The organism is Alcanivorax sp. DG881, assembly GCF_000155615.1.
Classification (GTDB): Bacteria; Pseudomonadota; Gammaproteobacteria; order Pseudomonadales; family Alcanivoracaceae; genus Alcanivorax.
The window spans coordinates 2,181,569-2,198,792 of record NZ_DS989915.1 but is presented as its reverse complement, the minus strand read 5'-3'; the positions used below and the strand labels follow the sequence as shown (position 1 = coordinate 2,198,792).

At 55.6% G+C, this 17,224-nt stretch carries 21 protein-coding genes; 13 read left to right on the top strand and 8 right to left on the bottom strand.

What is annotated here, in order from left to right; translation table 11 throughout:
• The first annotated feature begins 2 nt into the window (after positions 1-2).
• From ADG881_RS17840 to ADG881_RS09915, 12 genes are all read left to right on the top strand, one after another.
• Positions 3-725 (top strand): HNH endonuclease, encoded by a 723-nt coding sequence (locus tag ADG881_RS17840; RefSeq protein ID WP_050760144.1) that lies wholly within the window; start codon positions 3-5, stop codon positions 723-725.
• Between the two features lie 62 nt (positions 726-787).
• Positions 788-1,357, top strand: a complete 570-nt coding sequence (locus ADG881_RS17565) for a hypothetical protein (protein WP_007148362.1) — start codon at positions 788-790, stop codon at positions 1,355-1,357.
• 67 nt (positions 1,358-1,424) lie between these two features.
• The gene (locus ADG881_RS09955; RefSeq protein ID WP_039926557.1) at positions 1,425-1,853 is read left to right on the top strand and encodes a hypothetical protein; all 429 of its coding nucleotides are present in this window, start codon (positions 1,425-1,427) and stop codon (positions 1,851-1,853) included.
• A gap of 96 nt (positions 1,854-1,949) precedes the next feature.
• On the top strand, positions 1,950-2,339 hold the full coding sequence (locus tag ADG881_RS17680; RefSeq protein WP_039926556.1) for a hypothetical protein: 390 nt from the start codon (positions 1,950-1,952) through the stop codon (positions 2,337-2,339).
• A gap of 94 nt (positions 2,340-2,433) precedes the next feature.
• Entirely contained in the window at positions 2,434-2,718 is a 285-nt protein-coding gene (locus ADG881_RS09945; protein ID WP_039926555.1) for a hypothetical protein, read from the top strand.
• Positions 2,719-2,817: 99 nt separating this feature from the next.
• On the top strand, positions 2,818-3,243 hold the full coding sequence (locus ADG881_RS17240) for a hypothetical protein (RefSeq protein WP_156790384.1): 426 nt from the start codon (positions 2,818-2,820) through the stop codon (positions 3,241-3,243).
• Positions 3,244-3,362: 119 nt separating this feature from the next.
• Positions 3,363-3,845, top strand: a complete 483-nt coding sequence (locus ADG881_RS17560; RefSeq protein ID WP_156790383.1) for a hypothetical protein — start codon at positions 3,363-3,365, stop codon at positions 3,843-3,845.
• 77 nt (positions 3,846-3,922) lie between these two features.
• Positions 3,923-4,345, top strand: a complete 423-nt coding sequence (locus tag ADG881_RS09935) for a DUF4259 domain-containing protein (protein WP_039926554.1) — start codon at positions 3,923-3,925, stop codon at positions 4,343-4,345.
• A 28-nt stretch (positions 4,346-4,373) separates the two neighbouring features.
• Entirely contained in the window at positions 4,374-4,703 is a 330-nt protein-coding gene (locus ADG881_RS09930) for a hypothetical protein (protein ID WP_050760142.1), read from the top strand.
• 217 nt (positions 4,704-4,920) lie between these two features.
• Positions 4,921-5,340, top strand: a complete 420-nt coding sequence (locus ADG881_RS09925) for an SRPBCC family protein (RefSeq protein WP_007149497.1) — start codon at positions 4,921-4,923, stop codon at positions 5,338-5,340.
• 48 nt (positions 5,341-5,388) lie between these two features.
• Entirely contained in the window at positions 5,389-5,817 is a 429-nt protein-coding gene (locus ADG881_RS09920; RefSeq protein ID WP_007149374.1) for a hypothetical protein, read from the top strand.
• Positions 5,818-5,866: 49 nt separating this feature from the next.
• A complete protein-coding gene (locus ADG881_RS09915; RefSeq protein ID WP_007148406.1) occupies positions 5,867-6,196 on the top strand; it encodes a YnfA family protein in 330 nt (109 codons plus the stop codon).
• Between the two features lie 77 nt (positions 6,197-6,273).
• On the opposite strand, the gene ADG881_RS09910 is transcribed toward ADG881_RS09915, so the two are convergent.
• The 3 genes from ADG881_RS09910 to ADG881_RS09900 form a co-directional block, all read right to left on the bottom strand.
• Positions 6,274-6,867 carry a class GN sortase gene (locus ADG881_RS09910; protein WP_007150887.1) on the bottom strand — a complete coding sequence of 198 codons (594 nt, stop codon included), beginning with the start codon at positions 6,865-6,867 and terminating at the stop codon, positions 6,274-6,276.
• Positions 6,854-8,827, bottom strand: coding sequence for a marine proteobacterial sortase target protein (locus ADG881_RS09905; RefSeq protein WP_007149605.1), 1,974 nt, complete (start codon positions 8,825-8,827; stop codon positions 6,854-6,856). The genes ADG881_RS09910 and ADG881_RS09905 overlap by 14 nt, the downstream gene beginning before the upstream one ends.
• Before the next feature lie 240 nt (positions 8,828-9,067).
• Positions 9,068-9,733 (bottom strand): GntR family transcriptional regulator, encoded by a 666-nt coding sequence (locus tag ADG881_RS09900; protein ID WP_007150803.1) that lies wholly within the window; start codon positions 9,731-9,733, stop codon positions 9,068-9,070.
• 161 nt (positions 9,734-9,894) lie between these two features.
• Here ADG881_RS09900 and ADG881_RS09895 point away from each other — a divergent pair, with 161 nt between their 5' ends.
• The gene (locus tag ADG881_RS09895; RefSeq protein ID WP_007149975.1) at positions 9,895-11,043 is read left to right on the top strand and encodes an alkane 1-monooxygenase; all 1,149 of its coding nucleotides are present in this window, start codon (positions 9,895-9,897) and stop codon (positions 11,041-11,043) included.
• Positions 11,044-11,235: 192 nt separating this feature from the next.
• Here the strand turns inward: ADG881_RS09895 and ADG881_RS09890 are convergent, their stop codons facing one another.
• The 5 genes from ADG881_RS09890 to def all read right to left on the bottom strand — a co-directional run bounded on the left by ADG881_RS09890 (position 11,236) and on the right by def (position 17,173).
• Positions 11,236-12,687: a TrkH family potassium uptake protein gene (locus ADG881_RS09890; RefSeq protein ID WP_007150777.1), complete on the bottom strand. Its 1,452-nt coding sequence runs from the start codon at positions 12,685-12,687 to the stop codon at positions 11,236-11,238.
• Between the two features lie 111 nt (positions 12,688-12,798).
• Positions 12,799-14,175 carry a Trk system potassium transporter TrkA gene (trkA, locus tag ADG881_RS09885; protein WP_007151073.1) on the bottom strand — a complete coding sequence of 459 codons (1,377 nt, stop codon included), beginning with the start codon at positions 14,173-14,175 and terminating at the stop codon, positions 12,799-12,801.
• Complete coding sequence (rsmB, locus tag ADG881_RS09880; protein WP_232211760.1) at positions 14,172-15,503, bottom strand: 16S rRNA (cytosine(967)-C(5))-methyltransferase RsmB; 1,332 nt, start codon at positions 15,501-15,503, stop codon at positions 14,172-14,174. The genes trkA and rsmB overlap by 4 nt, the downstream gene beginning before the upstream one ends.
• Entirely contained in the window at positions 15,472-16,464 is a 993-nt protein-coding gene (gene fmt, locus ADG881_RS09875; RefSeq protein WP_007150759.1) for a methionyl-tRNA formyltransferase, read from the bottom strand. Before fmt ends, rsmB begins: the two co-directional genes overlap by 32 nt.
• A 202-nt stretch (positions 16,465-16,666) precedes the next feature.
• Entirely contained in the window at positions 16,667-17,173 is a 507-nt protein-coding gene (gene def / locus ADG881_RS09870; RefSeq protein ID WP_007150787.1) for a peptide deformylase, read from the bottom strand.
• Between the last annotated feature and the right edge of the window lie 51 nt (positions 17,174-17,224).

Below are 17,224 nucleotides of genomic sequence, written 5' to 3'. Positions count from 1 at the left end.
GGATGGCTATCACACAAGTACAGGTTGAAGCCGCTTATGCAGTAGCCAAAAGGGAATACGGGAAAGCCATTACGTCTGAAGCAGCAGCAAATCACTTGGTCTCTAAATATGGGTGGAATGAAAGCTCGGCTTATGGCTATGTCCACACATTTTTATGCATGATGGATGGCAAAGAGTATCAAAGAACAATTAATGCATATGCGACAGAATATTACCTGAGAAATATTCGTTCGGATTTTGGTTTTCCAAGGTTTCAGTGCGCCATTTCTGCTGTCAAGAAACATTTGGAATATTACATAAAAAAAGGAAAGTCTAAACAGTATAAAATCCAAGCCATTATAAAGAAGCTTGAGAATGAATTTTTTGTTGATAATAGCTTGGAGGTTATTAATAAAGACTTTCAAAAACAAGTTTATGAATCATTGTCGCTGAATAAAGAAACTAGAGATAAGCGCTTGGAAGTGGCGCCAAAAAAACCAGAATCCATTTCTGTAACAATAAAAGTGTATGTTCGTAATCCAGATGTTGTTGCTGCTGTTTTAGCGCGCGCAAAGGGTGTATGTGAAGGCTGTAAAAAGCCTGCACCATTCATTAGAGCAAAGGACAATTCTCCATATCTTGAGGTTCACCATAAAATTCAGTTGGCGAAAGGTGGTGAAGATACAGTTCTGAATGCAATTGCTTTATGCCCAAACTGCCATCGAGAGTATCACTATGGCATATAAAGCACTTAACAATGTCATGCATGCGACAAGCGCATGATGGCGGGCGTTATGCGGAGCAAGGGATGAATCATATTATACTGACGCTGCTCATTGCCGTGATGTTATCCGGTTGTGTGAATTTATCAAAAAGAAACTACATGATGGTGTCAGATGGAGGAACTGATTATTTTGATTCCTCTTGCGGTTATGATGCCTCTGTTGAATGGGCTAGGTTTGGTGACGAGAACAAAGCTTCATTTAAAGATGAAGGAATTCATGTCTCTATTTGCGCAAAATCATTTTATTCGAAGAGTGTTGCTTTCGGTCTTGTTGTTCCTTTATTTCCTGTTATTGGTGGTGAAGGTAATGCTGGTGTTGAGGGTAATGTAAATTCAGCTAGATGGATAAAAATTACTAACTTGAATGAAGAAGATGGGGTGCTGATTGAGGCAAAACTTCAGATTTGTGAAAGTAAATACCCCTCCGATAGCTGCGGGATAAATAGTGGTGTCAGTATTGAAAAAGGAGATTATCGGTGGGTGGCGCTTCCTGATTTGGATGAATACGAACTGAAAGTGAAAAGCTCGGGAAAACTCTATCTGCTGAGGTTTGTAAAGCAGTCAGCATATTCATGGTGGATGGTGACTGTATAACTTCGCATAACAAGGCGCTGCTGCCGACAAGCGGCAGAGCGCGGCGTTAGTTTTGAAGGAAGGGGTCGTGCCTAATCAAGACAAAATAAAGCTAGATGCGCTGCTTGAAGAGTACAAAGCTCAGCCAGTCGGCGATGGATATATTGATATTATTGTATCGCGGGCAAACTACCTACCATTTGCAAACGCGCTTTTAGAAAGCGGATTCATCATCGAAGCGATAAGCTGGTGGGAGTACCTTGAGAGCATTGATCTGCCAAACACTTATGGCATGGGTGGACCCGCAAGTAAGTATTATCCCGGGTGGTTTGCTGAAGCTTGTACGGATCTAGACACGATACCCGTGCCAAGTGATTCCTTATCAGCCATTATTGAAACCGTCGAAGGCAAAGTGCTTGGTGAGTATGAAGGGAAGCTTGTGAGTTTTAAAACCTCACATTCATTAACACCAGCATTTTGGCTAAAAGTCGATGAGAGCTGGAAGAGCAAGCAGTAGCGTTTAAAAACTAACAATCCAAGGCAGTGGGGCATATTTTGCTTCGCTGCGCTCAAAACGCAAAATATGCCCCTACTTGGGGCGTTATAAATTTCTATGAAAACACTTCTTCCTCTATCCATTTTGCTTATCACTGGCTGCGATTTCTCGCAGAATGCCCCGCACCTTGAGGAAACATTAAAGTCCTTAGAGTGGGTTGATGAGGCGGATCCTGTGGCAGATTCGCAGAACGCGATTGAGCGTGAAGATTTTCGGTTCAAAGGAGTTTACGGATACTCGTTATATGTACCGGGGGCCCCTAACGATTGCATTTTGGGTTCCGAAGGACGAAATAAGATTGTAGTTCCAATTGAAGGAACTTCTGACGCTATTCCTAGTTACGAGCATGCGCGGCTACAGGCAATAGCAACTGAATATGCCGAGTGGTACAACATGCAGATCCTCATATATCTTATCGAGAATGAGGCTTGGCAGTGTAATTTATAACAAGCGGCGGCAGTCGGACCAAATTTCTGCTCCTCCGTCGCTCCAATTTACCCGCTGTGCCGGGCGTTCGAGAGTTAAAAACCGGAGAGTCTGCTTGGAAAAGCGAAGACAAACGCACCTGGAGTCCATCAAAAAAGAGAGTGCCGAAGAAGGGCGTCAGCTTCTACGTATGCTGAAATTGACGCCTTTGATTGTCTTCTACGGTATGTATGTCTCTGGAATTTATAAAGCAGAAGGACTTTTATCTGCTTCAGTTGCCTGGCTGTGGGTTGTTTTTTTGATTGTCGATTGGCCGAAGGGGATCATAAAGAAAACGGGATTGGCCATGGTGTTTGGTGTTTTTCTTCCGTTTGTTGTATTGCCGTATTTGGGTCATTAGTAGAGGCGACGGCCATGTGTTCTGCAAACTGCCCCGTTATGGCAGGAGTGAGATGTCTCATCTATGTTTAGTGTCATGAACCAGCACAAGTATCTCGATATGGTTGAGATACAAGAAACCCATAAGGATTGCTTAAGGATCGTAATAGCTGAGGCTGGAGTATCTAATACTTATTCGGACATGTCACCAGAAGAAGAGCCCAATGATGCGCTACGTGAGATGTTGAACGAGAGCAATTCCATAGAGGTAACCGAAAGCAGTGCCCGCTATGAAATTGTATTCGATAACTACATAGCCTATGCAGTAACGGATGAAAGTTATGCTGGAGGTATAGAGGAAGTGTTCGAAGGCGGGTCTGCACGAATTTATTCGAAGTCAGCGTTTTTAAACTATATTGGCCAAGGCACGGTCGCCACAAAAGAATACCCTGGCCCCTTTGTACACTACGGATTTTATTGTTTAAACCAAGTTATAGATATAGTTTCTGAAAGGCCCCCTACGGTGAAATTAATCAATGCCAAGTAAGCCCGCAAATCACCTCTACGGGTCAAGGTTTAGGGGTCAGGATTTTTCCCATGCTTCAATGGAAAAAGACAAAGTCTAGCTCCGATAGTCCTACGTTCAAATTAAAGATGAGTTATTGTATGAACAGATATTTATTAACAATAATACTTTCTTCCATGATTTTTTCCGGTTGCGCTGGAAATCCAGCTAGTGACGCAGCTCTGCGATCGGCCAACCAGGCTTTAGAAAATCAATTTTCACCCTTGCGATATGTGTCGACGCCATCTGACAGCGGGGGATCAATAGCGAATGTTGAGTGGGCAGGGGTTCCCGGGCAAAGCATATCTGAGCGGGCCCCTCAGGTAAGGCAGGACATATTTGGTGCCATAATGAGGAATTGTGATCTTCAATCTTCTGCATTGGCTGAAACGCGTATAGTGAAGCACGAGGTTCCTACGTTTTATGAGGTTTGGCTATTTAATGATCCACTATCGGAGCGCACCGATAAGAAATCGGGCCTTGCCGTTGTAATGACACAACTTCCAAATGGTGGTGGCGTCGATATTCAATACTACGGTGATTGTCACAGCAAGGAGGCTCCTGCCTTCCATTTTTCAAATTGAAGAAATCTAACAAGACCTGACCCTCAATGTTCGCGCTGCGGCTGCGCAAGGCGTTGTGCACACAAAGGAGAGATTTAGTGGGTGCGTGGAGTGAAGATAATTTCGGGAATGACGATGCTGGTGATTGGGTTTTTGAGCTCGAGAAGTCCAAAGGTTTGGATGTGCTAATGTACCCAATAAATCGAGTGCTGAGTGAAGAGGCGTATTTGGAGTCTCCCGATTGTGCTGAGGCTCTTGCCGCTGCGGAAGTTATCGCTGCATCAGTGTCAGGTGACACATCCTTCATCCCCAAAGAGCTTGGGGTTTGGCTCGAAAAGAAGCAGGGCGTTCTGTTTGGAAAGAGGCCTCAAATAGACGTAACTCACGCCATGAAGGCGCTAGCGGCGGTCAAGAAAATCCTGGCTGGCTCTGAACTGCAGGAGCTCTGGGAGGAAGGCGGAGAGAATGGCACGTGGCGCGCGGTACAAAACAAGCTGATTTCAAGGCTCGAAAATGCATAACAAGGCGTGACACGAGATAGGGAAGTCTATGCCGAGTCAAACAGAAGTTTGTAAGAGATTCAGCGCAGAACCTTTGCCCTGCGATGGTGAAGAAAAGCTTGGGATCGCGCGGGAGACCATTGGTAAACTCCCAATTAACGGTCTCAGGAACAAACCTGAAAATGGCACCTGTGGATGGTATATCTGGTGTGGTGAAGGCATGTCTGAAGAATCCGATTTCTTCAAGCCACTCCATGTTTCTCACATCCGAGAATATCTGCCAGAAATAGAGCGCTATCTGGCACTACCGCCGGGTTTTAGGTTCTTGGTGGCAGGAGATCATGAGGATGTCTGGTATGACCCGGACATTGTCATGTGACAAGGGGCTCAAGCCGACCGGTACTCCGCAGCGCTCCGTCCCGGCGGCTTAGCCCAGGCGGATCACGCGACAAGCGCGTGTCCGCGGCGTTATTACTTCCTCCCCATCGAAATAATACACACAGTGTTGTCTATTTCCTTTCTTCCTATTCGACAATCTATTGAGGCATAACCACCGGCCTCTTTTGATGAATGAATAACCTCGATGAGGAATCAGTATGAAGATTGTTATAGAAATGGAAGTGAAGGCGCCCTTGGGCGTGGTTTGGGATGCCTGGGTAGCGCCAGAAGATATTGTTCAATGGAATTTTGCTGTTGATGAGTGGTGTTGCCCTCGCGCAGAGCTGGACTTTCAGGTTGGCGGTAAATTTAATTATCGGATGGAAGCCAAGGATGCTTCTGCAGGTTTCGACTTTGAGGGAGAGTTTACTGAGATATCGCCATTCAAATTGATTCGTTACCGGCTTGGGGATGATCGTGAGGTTGAGATTCGCTTCATGGAAGTCGAAAACGGCATTAAGGTTGTTGAAACGTTTGTCGCTGAGGACGAAAACTCCGCCGAGCAGCAGAGGCAAGGCTGGTTAGGCATTTTGAAGAATTTCAAGAAGCACGTTGAAAGTAAGTGCAACGTACAATAGAGCGAAGGGGCGCTTTGCGCCCCTTTTCTTGGCTGAGATAAGGCTTCAATGCAAATGAAAATATCGAATGGACTATTACTGCTGGCCACATTGCTCGTTTCCGGCTGCACCAATGTGGCCGGTGATGTCACCAGGACACTGGAGCCGTTGTCAGCGGATCCGTTTAACCGTGCGGCACTGTTTTCCAGTGCTAATGCGTTTTTCACTGACGCGGGCTACCAGTGCAGGTCGGCTTCTGATACGGAGGATTTTCGCTGCCGCAAAGATCTCCGTGATATCTATATTCACCAGACTCATGCGGTGGTGGAGATTTTCCCGGGTGATGATGGGGGAAATCCTCTGTTGGTGACGACGCGCTGGGATGAAGGGCTGATTCCGGGCGAGTTCATTTCCAGCCAGTTTAGTAATCCGGATGTGGCTGCGTTCTGTGATTACCTTGCGCAGGCGACGCTGGCTGTTTGCCGGAATGCGTCATGACCTGGCCTATGCCCCGGAGTGAATGGATGAGCAGAAAAAGGGCTGAACTGTGACGGAAATAAAGACGTTTGCGTTGTTTGTGATTACGGCGCTGGCGGAGATCGTGGGCTGTTACTTGCCGTACCTGTGGTTGCGTGAAGGCAAGTCGATCTGGTTGCTGGTGCCAGCCGCGCTAAGTCTGGCGCTGTTTGCCTGGTTGCTTTCCTTGCACCCCACTGCTGCGGGCCGGGTGTATGCCGCCTACGGGGGCGTTTATATTTTTATGGCGATTTTCTGGTTGTGGGCGGTGGACGGTATTCGCCCGACAGCCTGGGATTTGCTGGGTTCCGGTGTGGCATTGTTGGGGATGGCCATCATCATGTTTGCGCCTCGCGCCTGACCGATACCTTCCTTGCTGGCCATTCGGCCTGTTCCTTTCTCCTTCTCATTTTCCCTTTCTGCCTTTTCCTGGTCTGTTTATTGTTCAGCATGGTTATTTGCCGCGTTGCTGGTGGGTGCCGATGTGGCGGTGACCACGTAGCGCAGGGGGCCGCCGGGAGTGAGGGCACCGAAGGGGTAGCAGGTGATCAGTATCAGCTGTTGGTCGTCCCGGGGGATGTGTAAGGGATGCTGTTGGCTATTGATGACCTGCTGTCTGCTGATCTGAAAATGCTGCTGTGAACCGTCGGCCAATTGCACGGCGAAGGGCTGGCCAGGGTTCAGGGTTTGCAGAAAGGCGAAGTGGGTGTCGCGGTGGCCGGCCAGGGTGAGGGCCTGGTCGCTGCCGATGCCGCCGGCCAGTCGGCCGGGCCCGAAAGCCAGGGCTTCACCGCTGGTGCTTTCCAGCACATAGAGGGTTTCCCCGGCGGGAGTGGTGAGGCGCGCCAGCGGCCAGGTGTCTGCCCAGGGCCAGGGGCGCTGGGGTGCGCCCTGGTCCAGGGTGGTTTGCCAGGCGTGGGCAATCAGGTGCTGGGCCAGCCAGGCCTTGCCGTCCAGCCAGCTGGCCCAGCCTGCGAGCCCCAGAAGCCCCGCCAGACTGAGTGTCAGCACCCCGCGTTCAAGCCGCGCCATGGTTCAGCCTCCGCTGACGAAGCCAGAGCAGCAGGCAGACCATCAGCAGCACGCCAGCCAGCCGCCACAACAGCGGTGCCGGCGTGGCGGTGCCCGGCCAAGCCGCAGTGTGTTGCGTACCGTGCGGTGCCTGGTTGCGAACGGTGTCGTGCAGCAGGGGTTCATTGGCGGGCCGGGAGACTGTTTCTTCCACGGCGATAAAGCTGGTGTAGCGGCTGACCAGTTGATGGCGCAGGGCCACGTCGGTGATCAGCGGGGCGATATCCGTTTCCGCAGCACCCAGGGTGATGCGGTCCATCAGGTCAGCGATCTTGCGCCGGGCCCACAGGCTGGCGGTACCAGGGTGATTGTTGTTGGTGGGCAGGGTGACCGGTTGTTGCCAGTGTTGGGTGCTGTAGCCGCTGACGGTAATCTGTTGCGGCGGCGCGGACAGCTTCATGGCTACCAGCAGGGGCTCACCGGCATACAGGTCCGGCAGCTTTTGCGGCCAACGCTCGGCGACGATGCCGTCCGGGAGTTGCACCTGCAGGTTGCGCATCAGCGGCGATTCCAGGCGGCGAAACAGGGTGTCCATGCCTTGTTGTACCTGGTTCTGGTCGTTGATGTAGGTAAAGCTGCCGCGCCCGAACTGGGCGGCGCGGGTCATGAAATGGCTGTTGGGGGCGGAGCCGATGCCCACGGTGAACAGACGGGCTTCGCCGAGTTGCTGGTGGAGGGCGCGGAAGATGCCGCTTTCGTTACCCACGGCACCGTCGGTGATAAAGATCACCTGGCGCAGGTAGCCGTCGCTGGCGGGCTGACTCAGGGTGGCGCTGAGGGCGGGTAGCATGTGAGTGCCGCCGCTGGCTTGCAGGCCATCCACGAAATCTTGCGCTTGTTGGCGGCTGTTATCGCTGACCGTGACCGGCGTTTCAAACAGCAGGGTGTGCTGGCTGTCGAAGTCGGTGATGTTGAAACGATCGCCGGGCTTCAGGCGCTGCAGGGCCAAGTGCAGGCTGGCCTTGGCCTGGCGCATGGGCGCGCCGCCCATGGAGCCAGAGCTGTCGATGATGAACAAGGTTTCCCGCGGCAGCGCTGTCACCTGGCCGGTTTTCGGCGGAACCACCATCAGCAGGGCATAGTGCTCGCCGTCGATTTCTTCGTGAAAGCGGGTAACCAGTGGTTCGCCGGTGTCTTCCAGTTCCCAGTTGAGCAGAAGATCCCGATCCATGGCGATGGCGCCGGCTTTTGGGGTGATGGTGTAGCGCCGCCCGTGCCGCTGGTAGTGGATGGCGTGGCTGGGGCTGCCCAGCGTGGCCAGCCGCGCACCGGCGTCCAGATCGATATGGACGGACGCGGTGCCGGCATCGGCGGTACCGCCGGGGGCCGCTACGGTGTTGCGTAGCAGGGAATCCAGTGTGTGGGGTGCCTCCGTGGGCGGAGTGAAGCGCGGCGTCAGGGTGAGGGGCAGGCGCAGTTGGAAGCGGTGGCCATCCACATTCAGGGTCTGCTGGTAATGCAGCTCCACTTGCACCGTTTCGCCGGGGGCGATGTTGGCCACGGCGGTGGTAAACAGGTTGGGGCGTTGCTGGCTGACTAGGCTGGCCTTCTTGCCACTGGCGCGGGCCTGTCGGTAGGTCTTTTCTGCTTCGGCCTTCCTGTCGATGCGGCCGACGATGCGCCTGTCTCCGATGGTCAGCACCATGCCGTCCACGGCGGCGTTTTCCGGCAGCGGAAACAGGTAGCGCCCTTCGCGAAACTGCTGGCTGGGATTGTGAAAACGCTGGGTCAGCGTGACCTTTGCCACCGGGCCGCTGACGGTAATGCGGGCGTCGGTGTCCAGCAGGGTGGCGGGCTGAATCTGCCCCTGGCCATCGACCAGCAGCAAGGCGCCGGTGGCAGCCTCGCCCTGCCAGCGTTGTCCGTTTGCCTGGGCGGTGAACGTCAGTAGCAGTAGTGAGAAGAAAAGCGTCAGTTTCATGGTGGCCTCCTTGTGATGAGGGCCAGCATGGCAAGGGGATAAGGGCGCTTTATGGGGATTGTGTGGGGAGGCAATTAATAGTTAATAATGAATAATTAATAGTTCGCGACCTGACGTGAGCACTAAGAGCAAACACATGAGGCCGCGTCTTCCCCGTAGACGCGGCCTCATGCATTGGAAAAACAGAGACACCAGCTTCGCGCGTTATTAATTATTCATTATTAACTCTTCATTGCCTTCTTACGCCGCGCTGCGTTTGGCGATGGCGCGCAGGACGATCTGGCACTGGTTGTCGCCGTATTCGCGGATATCCGCTTCTGCGTCGGCCACATTGCGGCCGACAACGTTGACCAGCAGGCGCTTGAAGATCTGTAGCGAGACGTCGAATTCCGAGGTGTCTTCCTGCAGGGCGATAAACGAATAGCGCTTGAGCAGGGGGATCAGGTCCTGAATATCGGTGGCCAGGTAGCGGTTGTGGGCGAAACGCACGGTGGCGATTTCCACAAACCGGAAGGCCAGCTGGTGCGCGGCGCGTAGGTCGTCATTCACAAAGTGCTGTTCCAGCTGGGGCAGCATCTCCACCAGGTCCTCAATTTCACCGGGTTGCCAGCGGGCAGCGGCCAGCCCGGCCAGCCGTGATAGCAGCATGAACAGGAACTCATACAGGTCGCGAACCTGCTCATCGGTGACCTCGCAGACGCGAGCGCCCTTGCGCGGCTGAAGTTCGATCATGTGCTGCTTTTCCAGCAGCCTGAAGGCCTCACGGAGTGAGTTAGTGCTTACATCAAGCTGTTTGGCCAGTTCGTTTTCCGGCAGGCGACTGCCGGGGGCGAGCTCACCGGTAATGATTTGCTCACCCAGGTGTCGGGCGATTTGCTCGCTGAGGCTGACCGCTTGTAGCGACATGCTGGAGTCCTTGGTAAGGCGAGTGTGGCGTGCGGCTATTATCCGCGATCGGGATAAATATGTCATTAATTGAGTTGTTTGACAATTCAGGAAATCATGGATAATGTGACCTTCACATTGATGACTGTTACTGTTTGGCTTGAACTAGCGAGGTGTGAGCCATGTTCGAGAATATGAATGCCGATGTAATGCTAAAAATGAAAAAATACGGCTACCTGAGTTTCTGGGCCATTATGGTTCCATTGGTGCCTTTTTCTGCCTATGTGGGTGTGGAAAGCGGGACCCAGGATTATTGGGCCTGGTTTATGTACGTGTTTATTTTCGGCGTGATCCCGGTACTGGATTACCTAATCGGTAAAGACCCGACCAACCCCAGCGAAGATGTCCAGGTGCCCACCATGAGTGAAGAGCGCTTTTACCGGGTGTCGGCTATTGCCATGGGCTTTGTGTGGATTGCGGTGCTGTTCTACGCCGGCCATATCTTCATGACCAATGACTATGGGTTGTTGGGCAAGATTGGCTGGATCGTGTCCATCGGCACGGTGGGTGGCATTATCGCCATTAACCTGGGCCATGAGCTGATCCACAAGGATCCCAAAGTAGAAAACTGGATGGGCGGTTTGCTGCTGTCTACAGTGACTTATGCGGGTTTCAAGGTGGAGCACGTACGCGGTCACCATGTGCACGTGTCTACTCCGGATGACGCCTCTTCAAGCCGTTACAACCAGAGCCTGTACAACTTCCTTCCCAAGGCGTTCGTGCATAACTTCATCAATGCCTGGAGCCTGGAAAAGAAATACCTGGAGCGTAAGGGCAAGAAAAATATCAGCATCTACAACGAGCTGATCTGGTGGTACAGCATTTCTGCCTTGTTCGCGGTGACCTTTGGTTTGCTGTGGGGCTGGATGGGTGTGGTGTTCTTCCTGGGGCAGAGCTTCTTTGCGGCGCTGGCACTGGAAATCATCAACTACATTGAGCACTACGGCCTGCACCGTCGTGTGAATGAGAAAGGGCGTTTCGAGCGGGTGACTCCGGCCCACAGCTGGAACTCCAACTACTTGCTGACCAATCTGGCCCTGTTCCAACTGCAGCGTCACAGTGATCACCACGCCTACGCCAAGCGTCGTTATCAGGTGCTGCGTCACTACGAGGAAAGCCCCCAGCTACCGGCGGGTTACGCCACCATGTATGTGTTGGCAATGATCCCGCCGCTGTGGAAAAAAGTGATGAACCCGCGGGTGGAAGCCTATTACGAAGGCGAGCTGGACCAGCTGTTCCGTGACAGCAAGCGAGTCAACAATATCGCGTAAGAGCAGTTAACAGTTAATAATTAAGAGTTAACAGCTAGAACAAGAAAGCCCCGGCAATGCCGGGGCTTTTTTATGGTCGCTGGCACGCTTTCAACGAAGTCGCTGTAGGAGCACCGTTCAGGGTGCGAACCGTGCGAAGCACGAGGCGGTAAGGCATGACAGGTTCTCCCCTCCTCGCGTCACTTCCTTACTTCATTGTTTCCAGAACATCGGCGTGAACAGGACCAGCAGCGTAAAGATTTCCAGACGGCCGGCGACCATCAGTACGGTCATCATCCACTTGGCGCTGTCGGTGATGTTGGCGAAGCCGCCGCCCACCTGGCCGATCCCAACCCCCAGGTTGTTAAGGCTGGCAGCGACGGCGCTGACGGCGGTGGCCAGGTCCATGCCGGTCATGGTGAACAGCAGGGTGAAGATCACCGAAATGGTGATGTAAACACCGACAAACCCCCAAACGGCCTGTAGCACCCGGTCGGGAATGGACTGGCGCCCAAAGCGCAGGGCGAATACGCCGTTGGGGTAAATCAAACGGCGCAGTTCGCGAATGCTGTGGTGGAACACCAGGGCGGCGCGCACGGCCTTCATGCCGCCGCCGGTGGAACCGGCGCAGCCGCCGATAAAGCTGGTGAGTACCAGCAGATAGGGGATAAAGCCGGGGAAGGCAGCAGCATTGGTGCTGGTTAGCCCGGTGCCGGTGCTGAAAGACGCCACCTGGAACGCGGAGTGGCGGAGGGCATCGTCCACTTCGAAGTCGTAATGGAAGAACAGCAGGCCGGCGGTGATGATGGCGGTGTAGATCAGGAACAGGCTGATAAAAAAGCGAAACTCCGGATCACGAAGGTAGGCGAACAGGGAGCGGCCGCGCCACACTGCAAAATGCAGGGCAAAGTTGAGCCCGCCAATCAGAATGAACAGGGTGGCGGTCCAGTCGATCAGTGGGTTGTCCCAGTAGGCCATGGAGGCATCGTGGGTGGAAAAGCCGCCGGTGGCCACGGTGCTGAAGCTGTGACAAATGGCGTCGAACACGCTCATGCCGAAAGCCCAGTACAGCAGGGCACAGGCAATGGTAATAAACAGGTAGATAAACCACAGGGCTTTGGCCGTTTCGGCGATGCGTGGGGTGAGTTTGGCGTCTTTCATGGGGCCGGGGATTTCAGCTTTGTAGAGCTGCATGCCACCGATGCCGAGCATGGGCAGAATGGCCACGGCCAGTACTACTACACCCATGCCACCCAGCCACTGTAATTGCTGGCGGTAGAAGAGTACCGATTTGGGCAGAAAATCGATGCCGGACAGGATGGTAGCGCCGGTGGTGGTGAGCCCGGAAACGGATTCGAATACCGCATCGGTGAAGCCCACCGGAACATCGTCACTGATAATTAGCGGCAGCGCGCCGATCACGCCGAGCACGGACCAGAACAGGGTAACGACCAGAAAACCGTCGCGGGTTTGCAGTTCGGTTTTGTTGCGGAAAAACGGCAGCCACAGGCTTAAGCCCAGCGCCAGGGTAATGACAAAGGAGATCAGGAACGGGGTTTCGCTGCCTTCCTGATACCAGTAGGACACGGCTACCGGCGGCATCATGGTAAAGCTGAAGACCACCAGCAGCAGGCCGAGAATTTTCGAAATTAGCGCGAAGTGCATGAGGGTTCCCGCTGGCAGGCCGACACGCACCACGTATCACGCCGAAGCCCGGCATGGTCGTGTGCTGCCTGTTGCGTGGTGCGTGATTGCGTGTCTGCGTGCATGCGTTTCCTAAAAAAACGTAAAGCCGACCTGGAACAGTTTTTCCACGTCCCGGGTACGGCGTTTGTCGATCAGGAACAAAATCACGTGGTCGTCCGGTTCGATCACCACATGGTCGTGGGCAATCAGCACTTTTTCGCCGCGCACAATGGCGCCGATGGTGGTGCCTTCCGGCAGATCAATTTCGTCGATGGCCCGGCCCACTACCTTGGACGATTTGGCATCCCCGTGGGCAATGGCCTCGATGGCTTCCGCCGCGCCGCGGCGCAGGGAATAGACGTTGACCACATCGCCCCGGCGCACATGGCTGAGCAGGCTGCCGATGGTGGATTGCTGGGGCGAAATGGCGATATCGATGTCGTGCCCCTGCACCAGGTCCACGTAGGCCGGGTTGGAAATCAGCGTCATCACCTTGCGGGCACCGAGCCGTTTGGCCAGCAAGGAGGCCATGATGTTGGCTTCGTCATCGTTGGTGAGCGCGCAGAACACATCGGTGTTCTCGATGTTGGCCTTGAGCAATTCGTCCCGGTCGGTGGCCAGCCCTTGCAGTACTACGGTCTGGTGCAGTTTTTCGCCCAGCCATTCCGCCCGTTTGGGCATGCGCTCCAGGACTTTGACGTTGTAGCGATGCTGAATGGTCTTGGCCAGCCGGTAACCGATGTTGCCGCCGCCGGCGATAACGATGCGCTTGTAGTTATGCTCCAGGCGGCGCAGCTCGCTCATGACCGCACGGATATCGTTTTTGGCGGCGATGAAGAACACCTCATCGTCGGCTTCGATCACGGTGTTGCCTTCCGGGATGATTGGCCGGCCGCGGCGGAAAATAGCTGCGACGCGGGTATCCACGTTGGGCATGTGCTTGCGCAATTCGCGCAGCTCGTTGCCCACCAGCGGCCCACCGTAATAGGCGCGCACTGCCACCAGCTGTACCCGGCCACCGGCGAAGTTCACTACCTGCAGTGCGCCCGGGTGTTCGATCAGGCGCTTGATGTAGTCGGTCACCACCTGTTCAGGGCTGATGATCACATCAATGGGCAGGGCGTTCTCGTTGAACAGTTTTTCCGAGCGGCTGGTGTAGTGGGCGGTGCGAATGCGGGCGATCTTGGAGGGGGTGCGGAACAGGGAGTAGGCCACCTGACAGGCGATCATATTGACCTCGTCAGAGTTGGTCACTGCGATCAGCATGTCCGCGTCTTCGGCGCCGGCTTCCTTGAGTACTGCCGGGTAGCAGCCCATGCCGCGCACGGTGCCGATATCCAGGCGGTCACCCAGCTCGCGCAGGCGTTCATCATCGGTATCGATGACCGTGATGTCGTTGCGTTCATTGGCCAGGTTTTCGGCCAGAGTGCCACCCACCTGGCCGGCACCGAGAATAATGATTTTCATGAACTGAGTCGGGCCCCCGATTCTTTACGCAGGCAAGCCAGGTAGAAACCGTCCGGACCGTGTTGTTCCGGGAACAGCTGCCACCCTGCGTCCACCATTGTGGCCCCTTCCGGCCGTGGCGTCACATCCCGGGCCTGTGGCTGGCGTTGCAGGAAGTCACGAACCTGATGGTCGTTCTCGTCGCGCAGCACCGAACAGGTGGCATACACCAGCATGCCGCCGGGATTGAGCAGCGGCCATAGTGCATCCAGCATGCGCGCTTGTAAATCAACCAGTGCGGCGATGTCCGAGGCCTTGCGGTGCCATTTCACATCCGGCTGGCGGCGCAGGATGCCGGTGGCGGAGCAGGGGGCGTCCAGCAGGATGGCATCGAAGGGGGTGCCGTCCCACCAGGAGTGCGGGTCGCTGGCGTCGCCTTGCAGAAGGGTGACGTCGGTGCCCAGCCGTGCCAGGTTCTCGCGAATCCGGGCCAGCCGTTTGCCTTCCAGCTCCAGGGCGGTGAGGTCTGCGGCGGGGAATTTCTCGCGCAGTTGTCCGGTTTTGCCGCCGGGGGCGGCGCAGGCATCGAGGATGCGACCGTTGGCCGGGGCCTGCAGTAATTCGGCGGGCAGTTGGGCGGCTTCGTCCTGTACGGACAGGGCACCTTGCTCAAAACCGGGGAGCTGAAATACCGGCCGGGCCGGTTGCAGGTAAATGCTGTAAGGAGCAACGCTACCGGCACGGGCGCCCTCACCCAGGGCGGTGAGGGCATCGGCTCGTTGTTGCTGCTGACGATTCACCCGCAGGGTGAACGGTGGCGTTTGCAGGTTGGCGCGGGCCATGGCGTCGGCGTCGTCGGGCCAATCTTTTTGCCAGCGTTTAAACAGCCAGTCTGGCAGGCTCAGCTGGATATTGGCGGGGGCGTCGGCCACAGCCTCTTCAAGGGTAATCTGGCTGGCCTTGCGCAGCACCGCATTGCTCAGGCCGGCGGCCCAGGGGGCTTTCAGCTTGCGGCACAGTTGCGGGTAGGCATTGACGATGGCGTGGGCCGGGCGGTCGCTGAACCACAGTTCATAGAGGCCGGCCAGCAGTGCCAGCCGGACCGGCTGGGCGCTGGCCTTGAGGGGCTTGGAGAGTTGCTGGTTGAGCCAGTGGTTGAGAGGGCGCAGGTGACGGCACACGCCGAAGCAGATATCGCGCATCTGGCCGCCGTCGCTGCCTTGCAGGGGAAAGTCGCGCAGCACCTCGCGCAGGCTTTCGCCGTCGCCCTTGCCGGGGAGCACCCGGTTGAGGGCGCGCACGGCGCTTAGGCGCGGGTCAGGCGTCGCCACATTGATCACCAGACGCATCGACAATGGCATCGCCCAGCGGTTCGCCAACGGTAAACAGGGCCGGGTTGCCGCGCAGCAGGTCGGACACCGCCATGCGCCGTTTGCCGGGCAGTTGCAGCTCTTCGAGGATCAGGGCGCCATCGCCGGTGGCCACATGGATGCCCTGGTCGTCCACGGCCAGAATATGGCCGGGCTCGTCGTTGTCCTGCCCCGGTTGCGGGCTTTCGCTGGCCTGCCAGATGCGCATGGGCTGGCCGTTCAGGGGCACCCAGCTCACCGGGAAAGGATTGAAGGCGCGAATGCGGTTATAGAGGGCGCGGGTGGGCAAACGAAAATCCAGCCGCGCTTCGGCCTTGCTGAGCTTGTGGGCGTAGGTGACGCCTTCGTCCGGCTGTGGGGTGGCGTTGGCCAGGTGGTGCTCCAGATCGTTCAGCACGGTCACCAGCAGGCGGGCGCCCTGGGTGGCCAGCCGGTCGTGCAGTTCGCCGCCGGTTTCACTCTCGCCGATGGGCAGGGCTTCGCTGAGCAGCATGGGGCCGGTATCGAGCCCGGCTTCCATTTGCATGATGGTGTTGCCGGTTTCCGTGTCGCCGGTGGTGATGGCCCGTTGAATAGGGGCGGCCCCACGCCAGCGCGGCAGCAGCGAGCCGTGCACGTTCAGGCAGCTCAAGCGGGGGATGTCCAGCACCGCCTGGGGAATGATCAGCCCATAGGCCACTACCACCAAGGCATCCAGATCCAGGTCCCGTAGCTGCTGGCGGATGTCTTCACCCTTCAGGTTTTCCGGCTGCAGCACCGCAATATCCTGGCTTGCCGCCAGCTGTTTGACCGGGCTTTGCTGCACTTTCTTGCCGCGCCCGGCGGCGCGATCCGGCTGGGTGAGCACAGCCACGACCTGATGATCGCTATCCAGCACGGCCTGCAGGCTGGCGGCGGCGAAGTCCGGGGTGCCGGCGAAGGCAAGGCGTAAGGGTTTCAATGAGCGGCCTCTGGGTCGGTAAGTGGTGGAGCAGAGAGGTGAGTTGAAAGTGAAAAGTTGAAAGTTCAAACGCGAACCCTCGAGAAAGCCACACGTCTAACGCCACGGCCGCGCCGCAGGGCTGGAATCGCGGGCATGGCGATTCGCTATTCTGAAAGCCGTTTCGCGCTTTTCAACTTTGAACTTTCAACTTGCCTCTCTCTTAAGCCTGCTGGCGGTGGATCTTTTCCAGCTTCTTTTTGATGCGGTCACGCTTCAGTCGGGAGACGTAGTCCACGAACAGTTTGCCGTCCAGGTGATCGATCTCGTGCTGGATGCAGGTGGCGAGCAGTTCGTCCGCTTCTACTTCGAAGGCGTTGCCGTCCCGGTCCAGGGCATTAATCCGCACTCGGGCCGCGCGTTTCACCTTCTCATAGAACCCGGGCACCGATAGGCAGCCTTCTTCGTAGGGTGCCAGCTCATCGGTGAGTGGCGTGATCTGCGGGTTGATGTACACCTTGGGCTCGTTGCGCTCTTCGGACAGATCCATCACCAGCAGGCGCTGGTGCACGTTCACCTGGGTGGCCGCCAGGCCGATGCCGGAGGCGTCGTACATGGTTTCGATCATGTCGTCGATCAGTTTGCGAAGCTCGTCATCTACCTTTTCCACCGGCTTTGCTACTGTGCGTAGTCGGGGATCAGGGAATTCCAGTATTTCCAGTTTAGCCATGTACCTTCTCGGAAGTTGCGGTAGTACTCGAATTTCGGTTGCTAAATATAT